This window comes from Streptomyces pactum, from assembly GCF_002005225.1.
In the GTDB taxonomy this organism is placed as follows: Bacteria; Actinomycetota; Actinomycetes; order Streptomycetales; family Streptomycetaceae; genus Streptomyces; species Streptomyces pactum_A.
Genome location: NZ_CP019724.1, coordinates 3,278,931 through 3,292,152 on the forward strand (window position 1 = coordinate 3,278,931; position 13,222 = coordinate 3,292,152).

Below are 13,222 nucleotides of genomic sequence, written 5' to 3' on the forward strand. Positions count from 1 at the left end.
AAGCCGGAACGGGCCGCGTCGCCGCATCACGCGGAGGCGCGGCCCCCGTCGTCACGGAACCGTGACAATCGGCTCCGACCTGCGCTCCCCTACGCGTCGCCATGGCCTCTGCACACGACGTATACATAGTGCGTATACACCATGTGTAGAGTGCTCGGCATGTCCATCGGTCACACCCTCCTGGGACTCCTGGAGTCCGGGCCGCGCCACGGTTACGACCTCAAGCGCGCCTTTGACGAGAAGTTCGGTCACGACCGGCCGCTGCACTACGGCCAGGTCTACTCGACGATGTCCCGCCTGCTGAAGAACGGCCTCGTCGTGGTCGACGGCATCGAGGCGGGCGACGGTCCCGAGCGCAAGCGGTACGCGATCACCGACGCGGGGATCACCGACGTACAGCAGTGGCTCGCCACGCCCGAGAAGCCCGAGCCGTATCTCCAGTCGACGCTCTACACCAAGGTCGTCCTCGCGCTGCTCACCCACCGCGACGCCGCCGACATCCTCGACACGCAGCGCTCGGAGCATCTGCGCGGCATGCGGATCCTCACCGACCGCAAGCGCAAGGGCGACCTCGCCGACCAGCTCATCTGCGACCACGCCCTGTTCCACCTGGAGGCCGACCTGCGCTGGCTGGAGCTCACCGCGGCGCGCCTCGAAAAGCTCCGTGAGGCGGTGGCCCGATGACTCCTCCCGCAGGTTCGCTGCTCTCGGCCGAGCAGCTCCGCAAGGCCTACGGCCCCACCCTCGCCCTCGACGGTGCCGAGTTCTCCATCCACCCCGGCGAGGTCGTCGCCGTGATGGGCCCCTCCGGGTCCGGCAAGTCCACGCTGCTGCACTGCCTCGCCGGCATCGTGCCGCCCGACTCGGGGACGATCACGTACAACGGGCGTGAACTGTCCGCCATGAGCGACACCCGGCGCAGCGCGCTGCGCAGGAGCGACTTCGGGTTCGTGTTCCAGTTCGGGCAGCTCGTGCCGGAGCTGACCTGCGTCGAGAACGTCGCCCTTCCGCTGCGCCTGAACGGCACCTCCCGCAAGGAGGCCGAGCGGGCCGCGCTGACCTGGATGGAGCGGCTCGAGGTCGACGACCTGCGAAAGAAGCGGCCCGGCGAGGTCTCCGGCGGCCAGGGGCAGCGGGTCGCGGTGGCGCGGTCGCTGGTCACGGGCCCCCGTGTCCTGTTCGCCGACGAACCGACCGGTGCGCTGGACTCCCTCAACGGCGAGCGCGTGATGGAACTCCTCACGGACGCCGCCCGCTCCACCAACGCCGCCGTCGTCCTGGTCACGCACGAGGCGCGGGTGGCCGCCTACTCCGACCGCGAGATCGTCGTACGGGACGGCAAGTCCAGGGACATGGAGCGGGTCGTATGACCGCGGGCCAGTGGGGCCGGGACCTCGCCATGGGGGTCCGCTTCGCCTTCACCGGCGGGCGCGAGGGATGGACCCGGGCCGTGCTGACGGCCATCGGCGTCGGACTCGGTGTGGCGCTGCTCCTGTTGACGACGGCGATCCCCAACGCGCTCTCCGTCCGGCACGAGCGGGAGGCCGCACGGACCGACATCACCTTCGCCGTCGAGCAGATACCGAAGGCCGACGACACCCTCGTGGTCGCCGACGTCGGCACGGAGTTCCGCGACGCGGACGTCCGGGGCCGTGCCCTGGAGCCCGAGGGGCCGCGGGCTCCGCTGCCGCCGGGGGTGGACGAGTTCCCGGCCGAGGGCGAGATGGTGGTCTCCCCCGCGCTGAAGAGGCTGCTGGAGTCGGACTCCGGGGCGCTGCTGCGCGAGCGGCTGCCGGACCGGATCGTCGGCACCATCGCGGAGAGCGGGCTGATCGGCTCGGCCGAACTCGCCTTCTACCGGGGCGCCGAGGGTCTCGCGCCGCACTTGGACGGCGGCCGGATCAGCCGTATCGACCGGTACGGGGACCCGCACCCGGTGTCCGAGCGGTCCGACCCGGTGCTGCTCCTGCTGGTCCTCGTCGTCTTCGTGGTGCTGCTGATGCCGGTCGCGGTGTTCATCGCCGCGGCGGTGCGGTTCGGCGGCGAGCGGCGGGACCGGCGGCTCGCGGCCCTGCGGCTGGTGGGCTCCGACAGCCGCATGACCCGGCGCATCGCCGCCGGGGAGGCCTTGGCGGGCGCGCTGCTGGGGCTGGTCTTCGGCGCCGGGTTCTTCATGATCGGGCGCCAGCTCGCCGGGACGGCCGAGGTGTACCGCATCAGCGTGTTCCCGAGCTACCTCAACCCCTCGCCGCTGCTCGCCCTGCTGGTGGCGGTGGCGGTGCCGGCGGCCGCGGTGCTGGTGACGCTGTTCGCGCTGCGCGGGGTGGTCATCGAGCCGCTCGGCGTGGTGCGGGCGGGCCGGCCGGCGCGGCGCCGGCTGTGGTGGCGGCTGCTGCTGCCGCTGGCGGGGCTGGCCATGCTCTACCCGATGATCGGTGACGGGCGCGACAACGGGGACTTCAACCAGTATCTGGTGACCGGCGGTGTCGTCCTGCTCCTGGTCGGCGTGACCGCGCTGCTGCCGTGGATCGTGGAGACCGTCGTCGCCCGGCTCGGCTCCGGCCCCGTGGCCTGGCAGCTCGCCGTGCGCAGGCTGCAGATGAGCAGCGGCACGGCGGCCCGCATGGTCAACGGCGTGGCGGTGGCCGTCGCCGGGGCGATCGCGCTGCAGATGCTGTTCGCGGGCGTGGACGACGACTACACCAGGCCCACCGGGCAGGACCTGTCGCGGGCGCAGATGGAGGTGGTGCTGCCGAGCGAGGTGCCGGTGGCGCCGGCCGCCGACAAGTTGCGGGACACCGAGGGTGTGAACGCCGTCTACGCCTACGGCGAGGCTTACCTCGGCGACCGCGCGCTGGAGCCTGACGTCGGCGCGATGGTGACCGTGGGCGACTGTGAGTCGTTGCGGGAGATCGCCGACCTGCCGTCCTGCCGTGACGGGGACGTGTTCGCCGTCCACGGTGCCGAGTGGGACGGCGAGGTCGACATGGCGAAGCTGGCGACGCCCGGACGCAAGCTGTACCTCGACCCGTCGTACGAGGGCGGGCCGAAGGGCATGCAGGTCCCCTGGACGGTGCCGCAGGGCGTCAAGGCGGCGAAGCCGCGTACCGGCCTGCTCGCCGGTATCGACCGGGGCGGCTTCCTGATCACGACCAAGGCGTCGCCGGACGCACTCGCACCCACCCTGACCGGGCACGCGTACCTCAAGCTCGACGAGTCCGTCACGGACGTGCACGAGCGGGTACGCAACACCACCGCGGCCATCGACCCACTGGCGGACGCCATGCAGTGGGCGGCCACGGAGCGGACCGGCCGGTTCGACGCCATCCGCACCGGTCTGCTCGTCGGGACGACGTGTGTGCTGGCACTGATCGGCGCCAGTCTGCTGGTCACGCAGCTCGAGCAGTTGCGCGAGCGGAAGCGACTGCTGTCGGCCCTGGTCGCCTTCGGCACCCGGCGCCGCACCCTGAGCCTGTCGGTGCTGTGGCAGACCGCGATCCCCATCGCGCTGGGCCTGCTGCTGGCCTCGGTGGTGGGCCTGACGCTGGGCACGGTGCTGCTGAAGATGACCGGCACCCCGGTCCGCGTCGACTGGACCGGCGTCCTCTCCATGACCGGCATCGGCGCCGGGGTGGTCCTGACGGTGACCCTTCTCAGCCTGCCGCCGCTGCTGCGGCTGATGCGGCCGGAGGGGCTGCGCACGGAGTAGGCCCCGGCACCGAGCAGGGCCCCGGCCCACCCGGGGCGGGACCGAGGGCACGCCGCGCCGGCGTGCCCTCAGCCGTGGACCGTGCGCACCGGCAGGTCCGCCATCGCCTCCCGGAGGGCCGCCGCCAGCTCCTCGTACTCCGCGGAGCGCGCCGCGCCCGTGCGCATGGCGAGGGCGATGCGGCGGGTCGGGGCCGGGTCCGCGAAGGAGCCGGTGAGGAGCCGGCTGGAGCGGGACGTCTCGACGCGGACCGCCGTACGCGGCAGCAGCGTCACCCCGAGGCCGCCCGCCACCAACTGCACCAGCGTCGACAGACCGGCGGCCGTCGTCGTCGCCGGGACGCCCGCGCGGCCCGCCTCACGGCAGATGTCGAGCGCCTGGTCGCGCAGGCAGTGCCCCTCGTCGAGCAGCAGCAGCCTCAGCTCGCGCAGCACCTCGCGCTCGATGCCCTCCCGGCCGCCGAGCCGGTGGTCGAGCGGGGTGACGAGCACGAAGTCCTCGTCGAAGAGCGGGAGTTCCGTGACCCCGGGCACGCCGAGCGGCACCGCCAGCAGGAGCAGGTCGAGGCGGCCGGACGTGAGGCCGTCCAGCAGGCTCGCGGTCTGCTCCTCGTGGACCTGGAGGTCGAGGTCGGGGTAGCGGTCGTGGACGAGGCGCAGCACCGTGGGCAGCAGATACGGCGCCACCGTCGGGATGACCCCGAGCCGCAGCACCCCGGTGAACGGTGCCCGCACCGCCTCCGCCTCCTCCAGCAGCGCGCCGACCTCCGCGAGTACCGCCTTCGTCCGCACCGCGAGCCGTTCGCCCGCCGGCGAGAGCAGCACCTTGCGCGTCGTACGCTCCAGGAGGGTGACACCCAGTGCCTCCTCCAGCGCCGAGACGGCGCCCGAGAGCGCGGGCTGGCTCATACCGATCGCGGCGGCGGCGTCGCGGAAGTGCAGATGCTCGGCGACCGCCGCGAAAGCCCGTAGCTGGGCGAGGCTGGGCTGCCTCTTCCTACCTGTCACTAATAGCCACCTCCGATCAACTCGACCGAGTGTAGCTATTTCACTAATCAATGCACTCTGTGCCAACATCAATAACGTCCAACCCATGGGAAACACTCGCAAAATGGGTGTTTCTTCGCTGCATTTTTGGAGAGCGCGTGCTCACTGTCGGTGACAAGTTCCCCGAGTTCGATCTGACCGCCTGCGTCTCGCTGGAGAAGGGCAAGGAGTTCCAGCAGATCAACCACAAGACCTACGAGGGTCAGTGGAAGGTCGTCTTCGCCTGGCCCAAGGACTTCACCTTCGTGTGCCCGACCGAGATCGCCGCCTTCGGCAAGCTGAACGACGAGTTCGCCGACCGTGACGCGCAGGTCCTCGGCTTCTCCGGCGACTCCGAGTTCGTGCACCACGCCTGGCGCAAGGACCACCCGGACCTGACCGACCTGCCGTTCCCGATGATGGCGGACTCCAAGCACGAGCTGATGCGCGACCTCGGCATCGAGGGCGAGGACGGCTTCGCCAAGCGCGCCGTGTTCATCGTGGACCAGAACAACGAGATCCAGTTCACCATGGTGACCGCCGGCTCGGTCGGCCGTAACCCCAAGGAGGTCCTGCGGGTCCTCGACGCCCTGCAGACCGACGAGCTCTGCCCGTGCAACTGGAGCAAGGGCGACGAGACCCTCGACCCGGTCGCGCTGCTGGCCGGGGAGTGAGCTGACATGTCCCTCGACTCCCTGAAGTCCGCCGTACCGGACTACGCCAAGGACCTGAAGCTCAACCTGGGCTCGGTCATCGGCAACTCCGACCTCCCGGCGCAGCAGCTCTGGGGCACCGTGCTGGCGACCGCCATCGCCTCGCGCTCCCCCATCGTGCTGCGCGAGCTGGAGCCGGAGGCGAAGGCCAGCCTCACGCCCGAGGCGTACTCGGCCGCCAAGTCGGCCGCCGCCGTCATGGCGATGAACAACGTCTTCTACCGGACCCGGCACCTGCTGTCGGACCACGAGTACGGCACCCTGCGCGCCGGTCTGCGGATGAACGTCATCGGCAACCCGGGCGTCGACAAGGTCGACTTCGAGCTGTGGTCCTTCGCGGTGTCCGCCATCAACGGCTGCGGCATGTGCCTGGACTCGCACGAGCAGGTGCTCCGCAAGGCCGGTGTGGACCGCGAGACGATCCAGGAGGCGTTCAAGATCGCCGCCGTGGTCGAGGCCGTCGGCGCCACGCTGGACGCCGAGGCGGTTCTCGCCGGCCAGTAGTCCCGCGACGCGGAACACGACGGGCCCCGCTCACCGATGAGGTGAGCGGGGCCCGTTGCCTGTCGCTACGCCGGAGAGGTGTCCGCCGGGGGCGGCTCGGCCTCCGTGGGCGGCGGCGTGGGCTCCGCCGCCGGGGAGGCGTCCGTCGGCGTGGCGCCGGTCGGCTTCGGGGCCTGCCGCACGACGGCCTCACGGGAGTACGCACGCAGGTAGCCCACGACGGTGTTCGTCACCGCCACCAGCGGTACGGCGACCACCGCGCCGCCGATGCCGGCCACCATGCCGCCCGTGGCCACCGACAGCACCACCGCCAGCGGATGGACCCGTACCGCGCGTCCCAGGATGAACGGCTGCAGGATGTGCCCCTCGATCTGCTGCACCACCAGCACCACGACGAGCGTCATGACCGCCGCGAACATGCCCTGCGTCACCAGCGCCACCACGACCGCGAGCGCTCCCGACACCACGGCGCCGACCAGCGGGATGAAGGCGAACAGGAAGATGAACACGGCCAGCGGGACGGCCATCGGCACGTCCAGGAAGTAGATGCCGATGCCGATGAAGATGGCGTCGATCAGCGCCACCACCACCGTGCCGCGCACATACGCCGTCAGCGTCCGCCACGCGCGCGGGCCGGCACCGGCCACGCCCGGCCGGGCCGCCGCCGGCACCAGCTTCAGCGTCCACTGCCAGATGCGCTTGCCGTCGTAGAGCAGGAAGAGCGTCGAGAAGGCGGCCAGCAGGATGCCCGTGAGCGCCTCGACGACGACGGTGACCCCCTCGAGACCGGCGGACGTTATCTGGTCGGTGTTGGCGCCGACCGCCTCGCGCAGGTTCTTGGCGATCTCGTTGATCTGCTTGTCGGTGACGTGGAACGGGCTGTTCAAGAGCCAGTTGCGCAGCTCGTCGATGCCGTCCTGGACCTGGTCGGAGAGGTTGTCGATGTTCTCCATGACCTGCCAGGTGACGAACCACCCGATCAGCCCCATCACCACGAACCCCAGGATCGCGGTCAGGGCGGTGGCAGGCCCCCTCGGCACCCCGTGCCGGCGCAGCCACGCCACGGTCGGCTGGAGCAGTGCCGTGATCAGCAGCGCCGCCACGAACGCCAGCACCACGAGCTGTACGGCGCTGATGACCCGCATCAGCACCCACACGGTGCCCGCGAGGACCAGCAGCCGCCACCCCGCCTCGGCGGCGACGCGCATTCCCCAGGGCACGGCCTGGGCCGGGTCGGGGCGGGCCTGGACCACGAGCGGGTACTGCGTGGAGGCGTGCTCCTGAGACAGGTCGTACGGGAACGGCGGCGCTGCGTCGTCGGCGGCCGGCTCCGGTGCGTCGGCGCCCTCGCGGCGCTCGTCCAACCGCTTGCTCATCCGCGTCAGTCCGGCGCCGAGCCGACCGAGCCACCCTGGCACTCGAGACATGATCCGTCCTCTTCCCCCGTCCTTCCCCACCACTCCCCCCGGAGTCGTTCCGGTCCGACCGTACATGGCGGAAGCACGCAGCCCCTCACCGTAGGACGGTGAGGGGCTGCGCGGGGTTGAGCGGGGTCCGGGCCGCCCCGGAGGGGGCTCAGTACCAGTGGTTGGCCTGCCAGAAGGTCCAGGCCTCACACGGGCTGCCGTAGCGGTTGTCCATGTAGTTGAGGCCCCACTTGATCTGGGTGGCCGGGTTGGTCCGCCAGTCGGCGCCCGCGGAGGAGTACTTGCCCGCCGGCAGCGCCTGGAAGAGACCGTAGGCGCCCGAGGAGGGGTTGACCGCCTTGTAGTTCCAGCTCGACTCGTGGTCCACGATGTTGCTGAAGCACTGCCACTGGCCGCTGGGGACCATCTGACGGGCCATCGCCTGGATCTGGCTGGTGCTGTAGGAGCTCTGGACGGAGAAGCTGGTGGACTCGCGCTCGGCGTCGCGGCTGGCCGCTTCCTTCGCCGCCTCGCGCTTCTTGGCCTCCTCGGCCGCCGCTGCCGCCTTCTTGGCCTTCTCCTGCTTGGCCACAGCGGTCTCGGCGGCTGCCTTGCGGGCCGCCTCCTCGGCGTCCTTCTTGGCGCTCGCGTCCGCGGCGATGGCCTGTACGTCGGCCTGCTGCGTCAGGGACGCGGTCTGCACCTGCGCCTGCTCGCCCATGGGGATGTCCGCGAGCAGCGTCGTACCCGCTGCTGTCGCCTCCGCGTCGTTGTTCTGCGCGGTGCTGCCCGAGGCAACGCCGACGACGCTTCCGACTGCGGTGACCGCCGTGGCCGAGGCCACTGCGAATCCCCGGACCGAGATCCGGCTCACACGGTTTCCTTCCAGCATCGCCCGCTTCGGTGACCCTCGCGGACGCAATCGTGCCCCTGGCGCTGGCCTCCCCAACTACGGGTCACGGGAGGCACGGGCCCGGTGGACAACTCCCCCGAGGGGAGCGCCGCGTGGTGCTCGGGCGGCATACGACGCTGCTATGGAGTTGGATCTGGTGCTTCTGTGGCGCCGTACCGCTGGGGGTACGGCTGTGTCGTATGCGGGGCCTGACAGGAGTGAGACTCTGCCGTAACCCGACGGGGTGAGGCAATTCTGCGTTGCGTGTGAAAGCTCACATCCCGTTTGGCCCAGGGGATTCCCGGAAACCCCCACACGCGAAGGCGCCGCCCGGCTAGGCTCTTGGCCTTTCCGAACGGCGCCGACTCTCGGGTAACCGGCCCTTGACGGGTCGGATTTCGCGGAAGCGTCAGATGTGGCCGTCCTCCAGCATTTCGGTCACAAGTGCCGCGATCTGGGACCTCTCGGAGCGCGTCAGGGTGACGTGCGCGAAGAGCGGATGACCCTTCAGCTTCTCGACGACGGCGACGACTCCGTCGTACCGCCCCACCCGCAGGTTGTCCCGCTGCGCCACGTCATGGGTCAGTACGACCCGCGAATTGGCTCCAACCCGGGACAGCACGGTCAGCAGGACGTTCCGCTCCAGGGACTGGGCCTCGTCCACGATCACGAACGCGTCGTGCAGAGAGCGGCCGCGGATGTGGGTGAGCGGCAGCACCTCCAGCATCCCGCGCGCGGTGACCTCTTCGATGACCTCCCGGCTGGTGACCGCCGACAGCGTGTCGAAGACCGCCTGCGCCCACGGGCTCATCTTCTCCGCCTCGGAGCCGGGCAGATACCCGAGCTCCTGCCCGCCCACCGCGTACAGCGGACGGAAGACCATCACCTTCTGGTGCTGCCGGCGCTCCAGCACGGCCTCCAGGCCCGCGCACAGCGCCAGCGCCGACTTGCCGGTGCCGGCCCGGCCGCCCATCGACACGATGCCGACGTCCGGGTCGAGAAGCAGGTCGAGCGCGATCCGCTGCTCGGCGCTGCGGCCCTTGATGCCGAACGCCTCCCGGTCGCCGCGCACCACGCGGACGCTGCCGTCGGGCGTGACCCGGCCGAGGGCCTTGCCGCGCTCGGACTGGATGGTCAGACCGGTGTGCACCGGCAGTTCGGCGGCTTCCGGGACGTGGACCCGCCCCTCCTCGAAGAGGATGTCCACCTGCTCGCCGGGCAGCGTCAGTTCCGACATGCCGGTCCAGCCGGAGGCGTCCGTGATGGCGAGCTCGGCGCGGTACTCCTCGGCGAGCAGGCCGACGGACGAGGCCTTGATCCGCAGCGGGAGGTCCTTGGACACGACGGTGACGTCGAACCCCTCCGCCTGCAGATTGCGGGCGACCGCGAGGATGCGGGAGTCGTTGTCCCCCAGGCGGTAGCCGGTGGGCAGCACGCCGGGGTCCGAGTGGTTGAGCTCGACACGCACGGTGCCGCCGAGATCCCCGATCGGAATGGGGGCGTCGAGGCGACCGTGCCGTACTCGGAACTCGTCGAGCAGGCGCAGAGCCTGCCGGGCGAAGTAGCCGAGCTCGGGATGGTGCCGTTTGGCCTCCAACTCCGTCACCACGACGATGGGGAGCACGACCTCGTGCTCGTCGAAGCGGTTCAGAGCGTTCGGGTCCGCCAGCAGGACGCTGGTGTCGAGAACGTAGGTGCGCCTATCGGGCTTGTGGCGCTTTGTGCTGGTCACCACGGAAGGACGTACCCCCTCGGAAGAGGTCGGGGAGCGACGGAGTGGACGCTGGGCCGGGAGGGCGGGAACGAGCCGGCCGGTCGAGGGCCGCCCTGCACTGGCGCGGGCCGCGGACCGGCCCTCCGCCGCGTCTTCCGTGCCGTGACCGCACGGTGGGGCTGGTGCAAAGGGCCTCCCGGGCGGACGGCTCCGTGCCGTCCGCTGAGATACGACACCCGTGGTTCGGGCGTCGACCTGCTTGGCTTATGCCCTAGAACGAGCGCCGCCATGCCACGACACAGGACGACGCACCGGTGAACTCCTCATTACGGGCGCCCCGCGGGAGGCGGGAAGAGGGCGAGGGGAGGAGGGCAGGAGGGGGTGCGCGGTCCGGGAGCGGAGGAGGGGGTGCGCGGTCCGGGAGCGGAGGAGGGGGTGCGCGGTCCGGGAGCGGAGGAGGGGGTGCGCGGTCCGGGAGCGGAGGAGGGGGCACGGTCCCGGAGCGGAGAAGCGGTGCCGGGCCGAGGCAGAAAAAACGGGCCGGTCCGTGGGGGGGAGACGGACCGGCCCGAGGGGGGGGGTTTCCACCATAACCCTTTGTAAGTGATGCTGCGTGCATCGGCGTGCCACAACTACTCTCCGAAGTCGCCCGGCAACGCCCGGATGGCCCTGGAAGCACTCGTTCCGCCCTGAATCATGGCCAAAAGGCAGCGGCCTCCTCAGCGAACCGGGCGCCTGAAGGGGCCGAGCGAACGGACCGTGGGCCCCGAAGCGGGCCGACGCGCACCGGATGCCGGACAGCGGACCACCCCCGCTTCCCTCCACCGGGTGAACCCACCGGCGAACGCCCGCTTGACCGGGCACCGCGCAGCCCCCTCCACTGCGCGGTGCCACACGCGCAGCTTTGCTCACGCGAATTACCTGGTCCGAACCTACGTGATCTGGCGAGCCGGATCCGCCCCAAGGAGGACAACGATGAATAACGATGTGGACACCCCGTGAGGATCGAAGGGTGATTCCGCACCCTCTCACCGAGCGTGCAGATATTTGCGAAGGTGCGCCGCATACACCCTGAAGATCCCGATCCGCAGTGCCCCTAGTAGGCCGGGAACTGTCCTACTCCTCCCCTAACGTCACCTCATGACGAAGACGGTGCGCATCACTTGGGGCGCGGCGAGCGCGCGGCGGCTCGAGCGACAGTTCCTGGCCATGTCCGCCCGAACGGGCACGCCGGTCGCCGACGTGGCCGGCGCGATGCTCGGCGTCCACGCCCAGGTGCTGTCGGCGGCCGAACTCTCGCTGGGCCTGCGGACCGACGGCGTGACCCGGGCGGACGTACGGACGTCCTTGTGGCCGACCGGATCCGCCTCCGCGCCGGCCTCCACAGCTCCCTCCACGCCGGCCTCAACGGCTCCTTCCGCGTCGGCCTCCACGTCTCCTTCCGCGTCGGCCTCCACGGCTCCCTCGCTCGTCAAGACGCACGGCCCGCGCGGGACGGTGCACCTGCTCCCCGCCCGCGACCTGCCGATGTGGTGTGCCGCACTGCCCGCGATCTCCGGCGGGCCGGGCCCCTTCCCGTCCGGCGTACGGCTCACGCGGAGGCAGGCGGAAGAGGTGGTGGCGGCTATCGGCGACGCCCTCGACGGCACGTTCCTGACCATCGACGAACTCGGCGACGAGGTCGTCGCCCGCACCGGTCCCTGGGCCGGCGACCTGGTGATGCCGGCGTTCCAGACCATGTGGCCGCGCTGGCGGCAGGCGTTGCACCTGGCGGGCCAGTCAGGCGCCCTGTGCTTCGGCCCCAACCGTGGCCGCAAGGTGACGTACACCCGCCCGCCCCGCATCACTCCGCTGCGGTCCGACGAAGCACTGCGGCTCCTCGTACTCCGTTACCTGCACACATACGGTCCGGCCACGCCGCAGCACTTCGCCCGGTGGCTGGCCGCACCGCCCGCCTGGGCCGGGGCCCTGTACGACCGGCTGGCCGCCGCCGGCGAGATCGAGCAGGCCGATTTCGAGGCAACCGGCGCGGCCCAGGCATGGGTGGTCACGGGCGACACCGCCTTCCCCGGCGGGCCCGAACAGGAAGACCTGCTGCGTGGCGTGCGGCTGCTGCCGTACTTCGACGCGTATCTCATCGCGGCCCAGCCGCGGGAGCTGCTCTTCCCCGGAGCCGCGTACCAGCGGGCGCTGGCGGGCGGGCAGGCGGGCAACTTCCCCGTACTGCTGGTGGACGGCGTAGCGGCGGGCGTCTGGCACCAGCGGCGCCGGGGGCGGCGTACGACGGTCACGGTCGAACCGCTGGGACGCCTGACGGCCCGGCAGGAGAGGGAACTGGCGGCACGGGTGGATCGGGTCGGGGAGGTACTGGAGGCCCGGGCCGAGCTGGTGGTGGGCGAGGTGACGGTGGGCGCGCACGCCTGAGCGGCCGGCGCCCCTGTGTGACCTAGGGGCGTGGCCTGCGCACGTCGAAGAGATGGCGCGTGCTGTGGGCGACGAAGGGCCCGTCGGCCTCGATGCGCTCGTGCAGAGCACGCAGTCGGTCCCGGTGGCCCTCGACGGTGAAGCCGGGAACCATCCACACCACCTTGCGCAGGAAGTGGACGACGGCGCCGATGTCGTGGAACTCCATCCGCAGCCGCTCCGCCCGCAGCTCGACGACCTCCAGCCCGGCGGCCTCGGCGTCGGCACGCTCGCGTTCGGGGTGACGGTGGTACCGGCTCTCCTCCGGCTGGGGCCCGAGGAAGTACTCGATGAGCTCGAAGACGCTGCCGGGCCCGACATGCTGGGCGAAGTAGGTCCCGCCGGGCACGAGCACGCGGGCGACCTCGCCCCAGTGCGGCTCGACGGGGTGCCGGCTCACGACCAGGTCGAAGGCCCCGTCCGCGAAGGGCAGGAGCACGTCGTCGGGCACGGCGACCACGGGGACGCCGCGAGGGCGGAGCAGTGCGGTGGCCTTGGCGACGTTGGGCCGCCACCCTTCGGTGGCGACGACGAGCGGCGGGCGGTGCGGGGCGGCGGCTCCGAGGGCGAAGTCCAGGACCTCCCCTCCCCCGGTCTGTACGTCCAACACGGCGGTGGCCTCGGCCAGCCGCCCCGACATGGCCCGCGCGTACCCCCAGGACGGCCGCTCCTCGGTCGCCCTCCCCTCGAACCAGGAGAAGTCCCACCCTTCGGTGGGCGCGGAGGCGCCTTCGGCCACGAGGTCGTCGAAGGTGCGGGGGTGATGCAGAGCCATCGGGGCGTATCCGATCGATGG

At 71.1% G+C, this 13,222-nt stretch carries 11 protein-coding genes; 6 read left to right on the plus strand and 5 right to left on the minus strand.

The features are described 5' to 3' along the window. Positions 1–159 precede the first annotated feature (159 nt). From B1H29_RS13290 to B1H29_RS13300, 3 genes are read left to right on the plus strand one after another with little or no spacing between them, the layout of a single operon-like run. Positions 160–684: a PadR family transcriptional regulator gene (locus tag B1H29_RS13290; RefSeq protein ID WP_055418941.1), complete on the plus strand. Its 525-nt coding sequence runs from the start codon at positions 160–162 to the stop codon at positions 682–684. Next, positions 681–1,370 (plus strand): ABC transporter ATP-binding protein, encoded by a 690-nt coding sequence (locus tag B1H29_RS13295; protein ID WP_055418086.1) that lies wholly within the window; start codon positions 681–683, stop codon positions 1,368–1,370. Before B1H29_RS13290 ends, B1H29_RS13295 begins: the two co-directional genes overlap by 4 nt. Next, positions 1,367–3,709 (plus strand): ABC transporter permease, encoded by a 2,343-nt coding sequence (locus B1H29_RS13300; RefSeq protein WP_055418087.1) that lies wholly within the window; start codon positions 1,367–1,369, stop codon positions 3,707–3,709. Before B1H29_RS13295 ends, B1H29_RS13300 begins: the two co-directional genes overlap by 4 nt. A 68-nt stretch (positions 3,710–3,777) precedes the next feature. On the opposite strand, the gene B1H29_RS13305 is transcribed toward B1H29_RS13300, so the two are convergent. Continuing rightward, on the minus strand, positions 3,778–4,716 hold the full coding sequence (locus B1H29_RS13305) for a LysR substrate-binding domain-containing protein (RefSeq protein ID WP_055418088.1): 939 nt from the start codon (positions 4,714–4,716) through the stop codon (positions 3,778–3,780). A gap of 137 nt (positions 4,717–4,853) precedes the next feature. On the opposite strand from B1H29_RS13305, the gene B1H29_RS13310 reads away from it, so the two are divergent. Together B1H29_RS13310 and B1H29_RS13315 are read left to right on the plus strand one after the other, a co-directional pair. Continuing rightward, positions 4,854–5,408 (plus strand): peroxiredoxin, encoded by a 555-nt coding sequence (locus B1H29_RS13310; protein WP_053136447.1) that lies wholly within the window; start codon positions 4,854–4,856, stop codon positions 5,406–5,408. Between the two features lie 6 nt (positions 5,409–5,414). Continuing rightward, entirely contained in the window at positions 5,415–5,951 is a 537-nt protein-coding gene (locus B1H29_RS13315; RefSeq protein ID WP_055418089.1) for an alkyl hydroperoxide reductase, read from the plus strand. A 65-nt stretch (positions 5,952–6,016) separates the two neighbouring features. On the opposite strand, the gene B1H29_RS13320 is transcribed toward B1H29_RS13315, so the two are convergent. From B1H29_RS13320 to B1H29_RS13330, 3 genes are all read right to left on the minus strand, one after another. Further along, positions 6,017–7,378 (minus strand): AI-2E family transporter, encoded by a 1,362-nt coding sequence (locus B1H29_RS13320; protein WP_055418090.1) that lies wholly within the window; start codon positions 7,376–7,378, stop codon positions 6,017–6,019. Between the two features lie 148 nt (positions 7,379–7,526). Beyond that, complete coding sequence (locus tag B1H29_RS13325) at positions 7,527–8,231, minus strand: transglycosylase SLT domain-containing protein (RefSeq protein WP_234393006.1); 705 nt, start codon at positions 8,229–8,231, stop codon at positions 7,527–7,529. A gap of 427 nt (positions 8,232–8,658) precedes the next feature. Beyond that, positions 8,659–9,984, minus strand: coding sequence for a PhoH family protein (locus B1H29_RS13330; RefSeq protein WP_055418092.1), 1,326 nt, complete (start codon positions 9,982–9,984; stop codon positions 8,659–8,661). A gap of 1,119 nt (positions 9,985–11,103) precedes the next feature. Here B1H29_RS13330 and B1H29_RS13340 point away from each other — a divergent pair. Next, positions 11,104–12,387 (plus strand): winged helix DNA-binding domain-containing protein, encoded by a 1,284-nt coding sequence (locus tag B1H29_RS13340; protein ID WP_055418093.1) that lies wholly within the window; start codon positions 11,104–11,106, stop codon positions 12,385–12,387. Positions 12,388–12,409: 22 nt separating this feature from the next. Here the strand turns inward: B1H29_RS13340 and B1H29_RS13345 are convergent, their stop codons facing one another. Continuing rightward, on the minus strand, positions 12,410–13,201 hold the full coding sequence (locus B1H29_RS13345) for a methyltransferase domain-containing protein (protein WP_055418094.1): 792 nt from the start codon (positions 13,199–13,201) through the stop codon (positions 12,410–12,412). Between the last annotated feature and the right edge of the window lie 21 nt (positions 13,202–13,222).